General features: G+C 71.9%; 8 protein-coding genes. 3 read left to right on the forward strand and 5 right to left on the reverse strand.

The annotated features are described in order from the left end of the window. The first annotated feature begins 139 nt into the window (after positions 1-139). Positions 140-610: a 4-oxalocrotonate tautomerase family protein gene (locus tag ACH442_RS14440; RefSeq protein WP_396338441.1), complete on the forward strand. Its 471-nt coding sequence runs from the start codon at positions 140-142 to the stop codon at positions 608-610. 295 nt (positions 611-905) lie between these two features. Here the strand turns inward: ACH442_RS14440 and abc-f are convergent, their stop codons facing one another. After that, positions 906-2,534 carry a ribosomal protection-like ABC-F family protein gene (gene abc-f, locus ACH442_RS14445; protein ID WP_396338442.1) on the reverse strand — a complete coding sequence of 543 codons (1,629 nt, stop codon included), beginning with the start codon at positions 2,532-2,534 and terminating at the stop codon, positions 906-908. Between the two features lie 169 nt (positions 2,535-2,703). Further along, on the reverse strand, positions 2,704-2,856 hold the full coding sequence (locus ACH442_RS14450) for a BBE domain-containing protein (RefSeq protein ID WP_396338443.1): 153 nt from the start codon (positions 2,854-2,856) through the stop codon (positions 2,704-2,706). A gap of 491 nt (positions 2,857-3,347) precedes the next feature. Here ACH442_RS14450 and ACH442_RS14455 point away from each other — a divergent pair, with 491 nt between their 5' ends. Further along, positions 3,348-6,254, forward strand: a complete 2,907-nt coding sequence (locus ACH442_RS14455) for a BTAD domain-containing putative transcriptional regulator (protein WP_396338444.1) — start codon at positions 3,348-3,350, stop codon at positions 6,252-6,254. Here ACH442_RS14455 and ACH442_RS14460 read toward each other — a convergent pair. Then, a complete protein-coding gene (locus tag ACH442_RS14460; RefSeq protein ID WP_396338445.1) occupies positions 6,239-9,748 on the reverse strand; it encodes a TIR domain-containing protein in 3,510 nt (1,169 codons plus the stop codon). The genes ACH442_RS14455 and ACH442_RS14460 overlap by 16 nt on opposite strands. Before the next feature lie 364 nt (positions 9,749-10,112). Here ACH442_RS14460 and ACH442_RS14465 point away from each other — a divergent pair, with 364 nt between their 5' ends. After that, positions 10,113-10,991, forward strand: a complete 879-nt coding sequence (locus ACH442_RS14465; RefSeq protein ID WP_396338446.1) for a cytochrome c biogenesis protein/redoxin — start codon at positions 10,113-10,115, stop codon at positions 10,989-10,991. Here ACH442_RS14465 and ACH442_RS14470 read toward each other — a convergent pair. Together ACH442_RS14470 and ACH442_RS14475 are read right to left on the reverse strand one after the other, a co-directional pair. Further along, positions 10,960-11,859, reverse strand: a complete 900-nt coding sequence (locus tag ACH442_RS14470) for an intradiol ring-cleavage dioxygenase (protein WP_396338448.1) — start codon at positions 11,857-11,859, stop codon at positions 10,960-10,962. The genes ACH442_RS14465 and ACH442_RS14470 overlap by 32 nt on opposite strands. Further along, a complete protein-coding gene (locus ACH442_RS14475) occupies positions 11,856-12,836 on the reverse strand; it encodes a maleylacetate reductase (protein WP_396338449.1) in 981 nt (326 codons plus the stop codon). Before ACH442_RS14475 ends, ACH442_RS14470 begins: the two co-directional genes overlap by 4 nt. Between the last annotated feature and the right edge of the window lie 54 nt (positions 12,837-12,890).

Consider the following 12,890-nt stretch of genomic DNA (forward strand, 5'->3'; position numbering starts at 1 on the left):
TCCGTCGCGACGGGACGCGCCAGCCGACCCGTGGTGTCTGCGGGAAATCGCTTCGGGTGGGGTGAGGTCGGGCTATAGGCTTCTCGACCGCGAGCCGGCTGGTTGCAGCCGGAGCTTTTCTGACGGCGAGGAGTTGCCGATGCCTCATGTGACGCTCTACGCGCTCGAAGCGGAACTCGCCGGCCGTGAGTCCGGCCTGATCAGCGGGCTGACCGACGCCGTAGTCTCCGTCTACGGCGAATGGGCGCGCAGCTCGGTCGATGTCCGGCTCATCGGGATCCCCGCCGGTCGCTGGGCGCGCGGCGGGGTGGCGGTCGACTCAGTGGCGCCGTCGGTGACGTTCGGCATGCGCGAGGAGGTGTTCGCCCGGGACGACGCGGACACCGTCGTCGCGCGGCTCGTGTCTGCTCTCACCGCCGCGGTGACCGCCGTGTTCGGGGACGATTGCCGTGACGAGGTGCTCGTCGAACTGGTCGGGCAGCCCACGTCCCGTTCCGGACTGGGCGGCCAAGTCATCAGCGGCACCAGTCCGCGCGATCAGCGCCGGCCCCGCTCAAGTTCGTCCGGAACAGCGGCTCAGCCCCGGCCGAGGTTGCTCGGCCGGGGCTGAGTGCTGTTCCGGACGTCCGTGTCGACCCTCGGCGCCGAGGTTGCTCGGCCGGCGCTGAGGGCTGTTTCCGAGGGCCCGGGCTCGGCGTCGGCGATCTGGGACGGCGAGGCACCGGGGGAAGGAGTGCCGAGACGCCGGAAGGGACCGAGGGCGGGGCGCCGGGAGGCCCGGTGGGGAGGGAAGGCTGTTGGCGAGGGAAGAGGTCGGACGCGTGGGTGGCCGGGAGGGCTCGAGCGGGCGGGCGTGAGGGGTGCATGACCGGGCGGGTTCGCGGCCCGGCCCTGCAGGACGCTGATCACACCGCTGCCGGGGCGGCCGTCTCGGTCAGACGCCCGTCGGCCAGTTGCAGCCAGCGGGTGATGCCGATTTCCGCCAGGAAGCGTTCGTCGTGGCTGACCACCACGAATGCTCCCCGGTACGCCGTCAGCGCCGCCTCCAGCTGGGCAACGCTGTCCAGGTCGAGGTTGTTCGTCGGCTCGTCGAGCAGCAGCAACTGCGGGGCCGGGTCGCCGAACAGGACGCAGGCGAGGGTGGCGCGCAGGCGTTCGCCGCCGCTGAGGACGTGGACCGGCAGGTGCGCCCGAGCGCCGCGGAACAGGAAGCGGGCCAGCAGGTTCATGCGTTCCGCGTCGGTCAGGGCCGGGGCCCACGTGGTGAGGTTCTCCAGAACGGTGCGGGATTCGTCGAGCAGGTCGAGGCGCTGGGACAGGTAGGCGACGCGCCCGTCGGCGCGGGTCACGGTGCCGGAATCCGGATGCTGGTCACCGTTGATCAGGCGCAGGAGAGTGGACTTGCCCGCGCCGTTGGGGCCGATCAGGGCGATGCGCTCCGGGCCGCGGACGTCCAGGTCGACGCCGGGAGGGGCGAAAACGGGCTGGTCGCCGTACGTAATCTGCAGTTTTTCGCCGTGGAAGACCGTGCGGCCGGCCGGAACCGTGGTGCCCGGAAGCTCGATGGCGATCTTGTCGTCCTGGCGGGCCGCGCGGGACGCCTGGTCGAGGCGGGCCTGGGCGTCGCCGACCCGGTTGGCGTGCGTCTCGTTGGCTTTGGCCGCGGAGACCTGCGCGTCGCGTTTGAGGCCGCCGGCGATGATGCGGGCGAGCCCGGCGTCGGCGAGATTGCGGGAGGCGTTCGACGCGCGTTTCTGGGCCCGCTCCCGCGCCTGCTGCATCTCGCGTTTCTGCCGTTTGAGGTCCTGTTCGGCGTTGCGGACCTGTCGTTCGGCGACTTCGCGTTCGGCCTGGACCGCGTCGGTGTAGGCAGCGAAGTTGCCCCCGTACCACCGGATGTCACCGTGGTCGAGCGCGGCGATCCGGTCCATCCGGTCGAGCAGCGCGCGGTCGTGGCTGACCACCAGCAGGCAGCCGTTCCAGCTGCGCAGCACCTCGGTCAGCCGTTCCCGCGCGGGCCCGTCGAGGTTGTTGGTCGGCTCGTCGAGCAGCAGCGCGTCCGGGCGTTTCAGCAGCTGGGCGGCGAGTCCGAGGGAGACGACCTGGCCGCCACTGAGCGTGCCGAGGCGCCGGTCGAGGGCGATGCCGCCGAGGCCGAGCCGGTCCAGTTCGGCGCGGGTGCGTTCCTCGACGTCCCAGTCGTTGCCGATCGTGGTGAAGTGTTCCTCGGACGCGTCGCCGGACTCGATGGCGTGCAGCGCGGCCATGATCCGGTCGACGCCGAGGACCTCGGCGACGGTCTGCTCGGCGCGGAACGGGAGGTGTTGCGGCAGGTAGCCGAGGGTGCCCTCGACGACGACGCTGCCACCGGTCGGTTGCAGTTCGCCGGTGATCAGGCGGAGCAGCGTGCTCTTCCCGGAGCCGTTCGCGGCGACCAGCCCGGTGCGCCCGTCCGGGACGGAGACCGACAGATCGTCGAAGACCGGGGAGTCATCCGGCCACGAAAAGGACAGATTTGTGCAAATGATAGACATTCAAAGGCCTCTGAGGGTACGAAGGTGAACCGTGATCAGGGAACGACGACAGAGGCCACGCAAGCGCCGCGATGACACGCGCACGCCGGTGACCGCTTCAGCGGGTTAACCCCGAAACGTCGTCGTCCACTGACACTGGTCTGCTCTCCTTCTCAGGACCGCCCCGATACTAGCGCGCTTCCTGGCGCGCCCGGATCGTGTGGTTCTTGCGGAACATCGCCGTCGGGTCGTACTTCCGCATCACGTCGAGCAATCGGTCGTAGATCTCCGGAGTGTAGAGGTTCCGCAGCTCAGCCGACTCGGTTGCCTCTTCCGCCAGCATCCTCGCGGGTGTCCGCCCACGTCTTCAGCCACGGCACGGCGACCGGGAAGGTTGTTCGCGGCCGCGAAGCGGGTCGCTGCTCGCACGTCACCGACCGAGGTGGCGCCGACCGCGGCCGGCGGCGTGAGCGGGTGCGTCACGTGGAAGGTGAAGGACTCTGCGGCTTACCCCGGGTCGCCGGTCAGGAACAGCGGGCCGCCCCGCTCGCCGGCGAGCCTCGTGAGGTCGGGCTTCGCGGTCACGTCCCTGGTGACGGCGTCGGCCGGTGGAGCCGCTGGCTCAACCGGGTGATGTGTTGCGCAGGCAGGTCGCTCGTCGCCGGTGAAGTCGCTGTGGCGTCCCGATTCCCCCGTTACGCAGGCGTAACCGGGCGAGAGCGACCTGCCGCCCCTGCAACGTCGTCCATGCTCGCCGGTTGACCTTGTACGAAGCATGCGAAACTTTTAGCGTTCTGGTGAATTTCTTGAATCGCCTGGTCATGCGGAGGTCAGTTGGCGGCGGAGTTCGGGGTGCTCGGGGTCGTGGAGGCGCATGTCGACGGCAGTACCGTCGACCTGGGTCATGCCCGGCAGCGGAGCGTGCTCGGTGTGCTGCTCGCCGAGGCGGGCCGTCCGGTCACTGTGGACCAGCTCGTCGACCGGGTGTGGGGCGCCGATCCGCCGCAGCGGGCGGCCGGCGCGCTCTACAGCTACCTGTCGCGCCTGCGCCGTGCCGCCGGGGTGGAGATCCGCAAGGAGTCGGGCGGCTACCAGCTCGCCGTCGATCCGCAGGCGGTGGATCTGCACCGGTTCCGCCGGCTGATGACCGAGAGCCGGGCGACCGCTTATGATCAGGTGGCGGCCACGCTGATCGCGGCGGCGCTGGGCCTGTGGCGGGCCGAGCCGTTCGCCGGCCTGGACACGCCGTGGCTGAACGCGCTGCGCCGCACGCTGCTCGACGAACGGTTCGCCGCCGAGCTCGACGGCAACGACGTGCTGCTGCGGCTGGGGCGGCACGGCGAACTGCTGCCCGGCTTGTCCGCGGCGGTCGCCGAGCATCCGCTGGACGAGCGGCTGGCCGCGCAGGCGATGCTGGCGCTGTACCGCTGCGGTCGCCAGGCCGACGCCGACGAGCAGTACCGGCGGATCCGGCGCAGTCTCGCCGACGAGCTGGGCAGCGATCCGGGCGCCGCGCTGCGCCGGCTGCACGAGCAGATCCTCGCCGCCGACCCGGCCCTCGACCTGCCGGGCAACGATCTCGGAGTCCCGCCGGCCGCGGTCGCCCCGATTCCCGCTCAACTTCCCGCCGACGTACGGGCATTCACCGGCCGCACCGGCGAACTCGCCGCCCTCGACGGGCTGCTGGTCTCGCCCGGCGGTGACGAACCGCCGCTGACCGTCGCGCTGCTCGCCGGCACCGCCGGGGTCGGCAAGTCCGCGCTGGCCGTGCGGTGGGCGCACCGGGTCCGTGACGCGTTCCCGGACGGTCAGCTCTACGTGAACCTGCGTGGCTACGACGCCGAGCAGCCGGTGACGGTCGCCGACGCGCTGGCCGGGTTCCTCACCGCGCTCGGCGTGCGCGGGCCGGAGATCCCACCGGGTACGGACGAGCGCGCCGGCCGCTTCCGTTCTGAACTCACCGGGCGGCGGATGCTGGTGCTGCTCGACAACGCGTCCTCGGTGGAGCAGGTGCGGCCGCTGCTGCCCGGCACCGGATCGTGTCTGGTACTGATCACCAGTCGGGAGTCGCTGCCCGGGATGGTGGCCGTGCACGGCGCCGAGCGGGTCAACCTGGACCTGCTGCCGCAGCCGGACGCGCTGGCGCTGCTGCGCAAGCTGATCGGCGTACGGGTGGACCAGGAGCCGGCCGCGGCGGAAGCGCTCGCCGCGGCGTGTGCCCGGCTGCCGCTCGCGCTGCGGATCGCCGCCGAACTGGCCGCCGACCGTGGTGACGTGCCGCTGGCCGACCTCGTCGACGAGCTCGGCGACCATCAGGTGCGACTCGACCTGCTCGACGCGGGCGGGGATCCGCGGGCCGAGGTGCGGGCGGTGTTCTCCTGGTCGTACCGGAACCTGCCGGACGCCGCAGCCCGCCTGTTCCGGCTGTTCGGGCTGCACCCGGGCGAGGACGCGCACCTCGACGCGGTGGCGGCGCTGGCCGGTGCCGAGCCGGGTGAGGCGCGGCGGATGCTCGGCGTGCTGGTCCGGGCCAGTCTCGTCCAGGCCGGGCGGGGTGGGCGGTACGGCATGCACGACCTGCTGCGCGCCTACGCCGCGGAGCTGGCCGGCGAGCACGACGCCGAGGCGGAGCGGCGGGCGGCGCTGACCAGGCTGTTCGACCACTATCTGGCCGGGGCGAGCAGCGATGACGCCCGGGCGTGGATCGAGGCGGAACGGCCGAACCTGGCCGTGATGTGTGTCTACGGCACGGCGCACGGATGGTTCCAGCACACGATCGCACTGGCGGAGACACTGTTCGGGTACCTCGACGCCGGCGGGCCGGCGGCGGAGGCGGCGACGGTGACGGCGTCAGCGGTGACCGCGGCCCGTGCCGTCGGGGACCGTGCGGCCCAGGCTCGGGCGTTGTCGCACCTCGGCCGGCTGCACCGGCGGCAAGGACGACCGGGGGAGGCCGTCACGGCGTACCGGCAAGCCCTGGGTTTGTATGAAGAGCTCGGTGACCGCGTGGCCGAGGCGCAGGTGCTGCGCAACCTGGGCAGCGTCGACTGGCTGCTCGGCGACTATCGGCGGGCCGGCGACCGCTACCACCAGGCGTGGGAGCTGCATCGACGGCTCGGTGACCAGGCCGGGCAGGCGGACGCGCTGGTGCGGCTCGGCTTGATCGACGCCCGGCTCGGTGATCCGGAACGGGCAGCGGGGCGGTTCGAGTGTGCGCTGGAGCTTTACGTCACGCTCGGTGACACGTTCAGCGAGGCGTACGTGATGTCCCTGCTCGCCCGGCTGCCGCATCAGCCGGTGCCGCTCGGCCGGGCCGCCGCCCACCTCGAACGCAGCCTCGACACCGTCCGGCGCACCGGCGACCGGACCGCGGAGGCGTACGTGCTCACCGACCTGGCCGCGATCCGCGCCGGCCAGGACCGGCTCGGCGAGGCGACCGAGCACCTGCGGCGTGCGCTGGTGCTGCTGCGGCGGATCGGGGACCGGGCCAGCGAGGCCGCGGCGCTGAACGATCTCGGTCAGGTGCTGCAGGGCGTGGGCGAGACCGGCGAGGCTCGGCTCCAGCACGAGCACGCGCTGAGGCTGTCGGGGGAGATCGGCGACCGGTTCGAGGCGGCCCGCGCCCACGACGGTCTCGCCGCCACCAGCCCCGACCCCGGTGAGGCCGGAACCCACCGGGATCGGGGCCGGGACATCCGCAGCGACCTCGAAGTGCCCGCGCTCGGTCAGCAGGTCGGCTGATAGGGCAGCTCCGGGACGTACTGCTGCCACTCGCCGGCGTCGAGGCCGCGCCCGCTGATCGTGCACGCCGGCCGGGCCGGGTCGGCGGCCAGCGCGGACGGCACTCTCGCGTCCCAGAGGGTGACGTTGCGGGTCGGCACGCCGTAACCGCCGCCCGCGGCGAGCGTGTGGCCGTCCGGGCTGAACGCCGTGTTGAAACTCTGCAGGTCAGGGCTCTTGATGACGGCGTACGGGACGGGGCTGGCCGGGTCGGCGACGTCCCACAGCATCATCGCGTCGTCCAGGCTGGCGGTGGCCAGAGTGCGGCCGTCCGGGCTGAACGCGACCGACAGCACCTGGTTCGTGTGCCCGACGAGCGTGCCGGCCTGGTACGGCCGGGACGGGTCGGCGACATCCCACAGGACGGTGGTGGCGTTGTCGGTGCCCGCCGCCAGGGTGCGCCCGTCCGGGCTGAAGGCGAGCGCGTTCGCGGCGTACGCGTAGTCCTTGAGCTGCACCGAGGTCAGCTGCACCGGAACGGAACGAGTGGACACGTCCACCGTCGTCACGTAGTTGCTCTCGCTGACGGCCATGGTTCGCCCGTCCGGGGTGAACGCGATCGCCGAGATCGGCGCGCGGAGGGCGAGATCAGCGAGCCGGGTGGGCTGATGAGAATCGGTCAGATCCCACAGGGTCGTCTTGCCGTCACTGCGGCCGACGGCGAGCGTGTGACCGTCCGGGCCGAACGTCACCGCAGCCACGGCGCTCGTGCCGTCCTTGATCGTCGCCAGGGTCGCCGCGCGTTTGAGGTCGAACAGCGTCACCGTCTTGTCAGCGCCGACGACAGCCATCGTCCCGCCGTCCGGGCTGAGCGTGATCCCCTCGACCGTGCTGCCGTAGAGCGGCACCGCATCCCCGCGGACCGGGCTCTTCGGATCGGTCACGTCCCACGACACGGCCGAGCCCTGCCGGCCCGCGGCCAGCAGCGAGCGGCTGTCCGCGCCGAAGGCCAAGCCGACGACCTTCCCGGGAAAAGGCCCCGGCAGTACGGCCGACGCGTCCTGTGCGAACGGTCCCCTGGTGCTCCACAGGGTGGCCGTCCGGCGCGGGCCGGCGGTGATCAGCGTCCGCCCGTCCGGGCTGAACCCCATCGAGCGCACCGGGCCGCCGGGCGAGTTGAGCGTGGCCAGCCGGGTCGAGAGCCACGGCCAGTCGCCACCCTCGACGTTCCACAGCACGGTCGTTCCGGCGGCGTCGGCGAACGCCAGCGTGCGACCGTCCGGGCTGAACGTCATCGAACTCAGGTGGGCTTTTCCGGTCACGGCCAGTTTTGACGCGCCCTGGCTCGGCTGGGCTGGATCGGTCAGGTCCCACAGGGCCACGTAGTCGCCGCCGGCCTCGACGGCGGCGAGCGGCATCGTCGGGTCGAACTCGATACGGGCGTCGGTGATCGGGGTGCCGAACAGGGGAGCGAGCTTCGCGCCGGCCACCGGGTGCGCCGGGTCGGCCACGTTCCAGACGGTGACCGTCGGGCCGCTGGTGATCGCGGTCCGGCCGTCCGGGCTGAACTTCAGCGGGTACGCGTCCGGCAGCGTGGACCGGGCGGCGGGAACGGCCCCGGAGATGTCCCAGAGGACTGTGTCCTTGTCGTTGTTGCTCGTGGCGACGGTTCGGCCGTCCGGGCTGAATGCCACCGACGCGATTCCGGCGGCGTCGGTGAGGGGCGGGAGGCGTACCGGGTGGGCCGGGTCTGCCACATTCCACAATGCTGCTCCGGTGCCGCCGCCGAAGACCGCGACGGTACGGCCGTCCGGGCTGGCCACCAGCAGCGTCGCCGCCGCTTTCGTCGCGTCGTCGGTGGGTGTCGGGGCTCCCGTCGCGTCGCGGGCCGGTGTGGCCGCCTTTGCCGTGTCGCCGGCTGGTGCCGTTGACGTTGTTGCGTTGCCGGCTGGTGTAGCTGAGGTTGCCGGGTTGCCGGCTGGTGTAGCTGAGGTTGCCGGGTTGCCGGCTGGTGACGCTGTTCTGGTCGTGTCGCCCGGTAGCTTCGCCAGTCGGGTCGGGGCCGACGGCTTCGTTGCGTCCCACACCGACACTGTCCCGCCGGCGTCGACGGTGGCGACGGCCTGCCCCGCGAGCGACACGACGTTGTCCACGTCGCTCAGGGTGCCGGCGTAGTGCGTCGACATGACCAGGTGGCTCAGCTGCTCGGCGGTCTGCGCGTCCGGGTTCAGGCGCTGCGCGGTCACACCCAGCATCAAGGCCTTCCGCGGGTCGTCGGCGGCCATCGCGCGGGCCCGGGCCAGCAGTCGCCGGCTGATCTCGACGCGCTGCTGCGCCGCGGCCGCCTCCCGCTGGCGGCGAGCCTCGTCGGCCGCCTCGCGGGCCAGTTGCTCCTGCCGTTTGCGCTCCTCGTCGGCCTGGTGCGCGGCCTTGCGGTACTCCGCGGCGAGCGCCTTCTGCTCCTGGGCGCGGGTCGTCGCCTGGTCCGCGAGCGTCTCCTGGCGGCGGGCCTCGGCCTTCTGCCGCTCGGCCTCGGCCCTCTGCTGCTTCGCCTCCTCGCCGGCGCCCTGCGCGAGTTGCTCCTGCCGCTCCGCGTTGGACTTCTGGAACTGGGCACTGGCGCGGTAGTCGTCCGCCGCGTCCTGCTGCCGTTTCGCCTCCGCCGACGCCTCGTCGGCCAGCGCCCGCTGCTCCGCGGCGAGCCGTTTCTGCCGTGCGGTCTCGATCTTCGCGGCGCTCGCCCGGTCCTCCTGCTCCTGCGCGTTCTGCTGCTGGCGCTGCGACTCCGCGGTGGCGCGCTCCGCCGTGACCCGCTGCTGCGACGCCACCTCCTGCTGCACGCGGGCCTCGGTCGCCGCGGTGGTCGCCCGGTCGGCGTTGTGAACCGCGAGCACCCCGGTGAGTGAGGTGACCAGGGTCAGCAGCACCAGCATCGCCGTAGCCGCCGTCCACAGTCGCCGGGCCCGCCGGTGCTGCCGGACGTCCTCGCCCTCCAGGTCGTCCTTGCTCATCCCGTGCATCGGCGCGGCGAGCTGGGCGATGGCGTCCCGGAAGCGCACGTGCTGCAGGCTCAGGTGCAGGTCGTCGCGGGCCCAGCGAAGGTCCAGGAAGAGCGGCTCCTCGGCGAACACCCCCCGCAGCGCCGGCGGCACCGCCGTGGAGTCGGCTGTGAAGTCACCGGTGCCGGCGTCCCACTGCCACTCACCCTCGGTCACGACCGGCAGGATCAGGTCGGGTGACTTCGCCTCCAGCCAGTGCTCGATCTCCCGGTTGACCCAGGTCGACCGGGCCGCCTCCGGCGAGGCCAGCAGCACGAAGTGGTTCGAGTCGTCCATCGCCGCACGGATCGACGACCACAGCTTCGGCGTCACCGCCAGCCCCGTCTGATCCCGGAAGATCCACAGCGCCCGCCGGCGATGCCACGGCTTCGCCAATCGATGCAGACCACGCTGGACAGCCGGCGCCAGACGTCCGTCGGCAGCATGGCTGTAGGAGATAAAACCATCGAATGGCATGACATTTCCCACGGTCGAGGTGATCAGCGGGGACCGATTCTCCATGTCAGCAGCTCACGGGTAAAGCGGACCCCCACGCCACCACATTCACTGGCGCACACCGCATAGCGGACATGCGGGGTGATGTGCTTTGATCTATCCAGGCCGGGCATCTCCCCCCGTGGATGCCCGGCCCCTGACCTCTCCTGCCGCGCTTGCGGAACCTCGCGCCCACAGGGTCCCCACGCAGAAACCACCCCCGCTCCGGCCACCCTGGAGCCGTGCGGCCTCCACATCGCACACTGCCGCACCGCGCGATCACCGCCCGGTGCCCGCGCCCGCGGTGGGTGTTGAGCTGCGGCGAGGCTCCGAGCACGGTGGGTTCGTGCTGGGACTGGTGCTCGGTGCCGTCTACGTCCCGTGTGCCGGTCCGGTCCTCGCGGCGATCGCGGTCGCGGGCGCGACCGGGCACATCGGCGCCGGGACCATCGTGCTGGCGGTCGGGTTCGCGCTCGGCACCGGCGTCAGCCTGCTGATCTTCGCCTTGGCCGGTCGGGCCGTCGCCGAGCGGGTCCAGGCGTTCCGCCGTCGTCAGCGTGGCATCCGGATCGCATCGGGCATTGCCGTCGTCGGGCTGGCCCTGGCACTCACGTTCAACGCCGCCGTGGCCGTGCAGCGAGTGATCCCGGATTACACCACCGCGCTCAGCCACGAGGTCGAGAAGCTCGGCACGGTCGGCCCGGCGAAGGGCTCGACGGCGCCCACGCAACTGCGGGACTGTGTGGACGACTCGCTTCACACGGAGCCCGACGGGGTGCGGGACTGCGGGCCGGCGCCGGCGTTCCAGCAGGTGACGCAGTGGCTGAACACGCCGGGAGAACAGCCGGCGGCGCTGGACGGCAAGGTGACGGTGGTGGACTTCTGGACCTTCGACTGCATCAACTGCAGGCACGTCATCCCGCACCTGCACGACTGGTACGAACGGCACCAGGCCCAGGGTCTGCAGCTGATCAGCGTGCACACCCCGGAGTATTCGTTCGAGCGTGACATCCCCAGTGTCGAGAAGGCCGCGGCGAAGCTGGGCGTCACCTACCCGATCGCGATCGACAACGACTACGCGACCTGGTCGGCCTGGGGTGTGGAGGCCTGCCCGGCGGTCTTCGCCATCGACAAGAGCGGAACGGTTCGTTACATCGCCACGGGCGAGGGCAACTACGACGAGACGGAGCAGATCATCGCGTCTCTCCTCCAGGAGCAGAGGTAGCCGGGGCGAGGACGATGTCGAAACGCACCCGGGTCCACGGGCGGTCGCCGAGGCCGCGACCGTCCGGAGCAGGGGTTCCGGGCGGCTGGGGCTCGAAGTCCTTGATCAGGGAGTCGCGCACGCCGAAGACGCTGTCGCGGTCGAGCAACTCGTCACCGCGCACGAAGATGTGCGTGACGAGCGTGCGCAAGCCTTCCGCCTCGACCATGAAGTGCAGGTGGGAGGCGCGCAGCGGGGAACGACCGGTCGCTTCCAGGAGCGTGCCGACCGGGCCGTCGTGCGGGATCGGGTAGGGCGTGGGCACGATCGCCCAGAACCGGAACGACCCGTCCGGCCCGGAGAACAGGTGGCCTCGCGCGGCGGTGCGCTCGTCGTCATACTGCACGTCGTAGAAGCCGGCGTCGTCGGCCTCCCACACCTCGATCCGCGCGCCCGGCACCGGTTCGCCGTCGGTGTCGGTGACCGTGCCCTCCACCCAGCACGGCTGCCCGGGGGCGTCGCCGGCGAGGTCCCCGCCGGGCGGGATCTCCGGCGAGTTCTCCACGAAGAACGGACCGAACACGGTCGCCTCGGTCGCATCCCGATAAGCCTCGTTGTTGACCGTGACGGTCTGCATGGACACGCCGAACACGTCGGAGAGCAGGATGAACTCCTGCCGGCGGTGGTCGGTGAGGTGCCCGGTCGCGGTCAGGAACGCGATCGCCCGCTGCCACTCGGCCTCGGTCAGCCTGACTTCGCGGACGAACGCGTGCAGGTGCCGGGTGAGCGCCTGCATCACCTCTTTCAGCCGCGGGTCGGGCGTGCCGTCGAAGGACGCGACCACGCGCTCGGTCAGTTGCTGCTCGCGGAGCTGCTGTTCTGTGCTCATCGTGCCTCCTCACCAGCCCAGGCGTGGTGCAGCAGTGCGGTCAGGGTCTCGGCGGTGACCGGGACCGGGTTGCCAGCCGGCACGACCGGGAGGATCGCCTCGACGGCGGCCGGGATGTCGGTGTCACGGAACCCGTAGTCGCGCAGCGCCCGCGGGGCTCCGACCTCCTCCCGCAGGCTGCGCAGCCCGCCCAGGACCTCCGCGACGTGGGGCGGCACCGCGGAGATGTTGAGCGCGGTCACGTGCGGCAGGACGACGGCGTGGGTCTGTGCGTGGGGCAGGTCGAACATGCCGCCGAGGACGTGACAGATCTTGTGGTGCAGGCCCGACCCGGCAGAGGCGAACGCGACCGCCGCCAGATGGGCCCCGTACAACGTCTGCTCCCGGCCGGCCAGATCGGGCCGGGGCAGGCCGGCCCGCAGCGCGCGGATGCCCTCCAGAGCGAGGGCCTGGTTGATCGGGTCGGCGCGCGGCGCCCACATCGAGTCGACACAGTGCGCCACCGCGTTCAGGCCGGAGGCGACCGCCAGCTCGTCGGGCAGCGACAGGGTGAGCGTGGCGTCGTAGACGACCGTGCGGGGCAGGACCCGCTCGTCGGTGCCGGTGGTCTTGCGACCCTTCTCGGTCATGCCCCACACGTTGGTGGCCTCCGAGCCGGCGAACGTGGTGGGCACCGCGACGATCGGCAGGCCGGTGGTCAGCGCGACCGCCTTGGCCAGCCCCGTCGTGGACCCGCCGCCGACGCTGACCAGCACGTCGTGCTTCTCCGCGGCCTCCCGCGCGCGGGCGGCGACCGCGACCGGGACGTGCATCGCGACCTCGCGGAAGTGGGCCGCGCCGGGCAGCACGTCGTCGGCCCGGGTGCTGATCACCAGCGGTCGCTCGCCGAACCGGGCGACCTCCTCGGGCAGGCGCGCGAATGCCTGCCCGGAGGCGAAGACGACCCGCTGCGGCAGGGTCTCGTGGGTGAAGTTCATGCGGCTCGTCCCAGGATCGTGGCCGGCGCGGCGCGCAGGGCCTGGTGCGGATCG

It is taken from the genome of Actinoplanes sp. NPDC020271 (assembly GCF_044388125.1).
Lineage (GTDB): Bacteria > Actinomycetota > Actinomycetes > Mycobacteriales > Micromonosporaceae > Actinoplanes.

What these genes read in the sequence shown, in the direction of transcription:
- ACH442_RS14440 (WP_396338441.1), top strand. Translation starts at nt 140, where the DNA reads ATGCCTCATGTGACGCTCTACGCGCTCGAAGCGGAACTCGCCGGCCGT.
- abc-f (WP_396338442.1), bottom strand. Translation starts at nt 2,534, where the DNA reads ATGTCTATCATTTGCACAAATCTGTCCTTTTCGTGGCCGGATGACTCC.
- ACH442_RS14450 (WP_396338443.1), bottom strand. Translation starts at nt 2,856, where the DNA reads ATGCTGGCGGAAGAGGCAACCGAGTCGGCTGAGCTGCGGAACCTCTAC.
- ACH442_RS14460 (WP_396338445.1), bottom strand. Translation starts at nt 9,748, where the DNA reads ATGCCATTCGATGGTTTTATCTCCTACAGCCATGCTGCCGACGGACGT.
- ACH442_RS14470 (WP_396338448.1), bottom strand. Translation starts at nt 11,859, where the DNA reads ATGAGCACAGAACAGCAGCTCCGCGAGCAGCAACTGACCGAGCGCGTG.
- ACH442_RS14475 (WP_396338449.1), bottom strand. Translation starts at nt 12,836, where the DNA reads ATGAACTTCACCCACGAGACCCTGCCGCAGCGGGTCGTCTTCGCCTCC.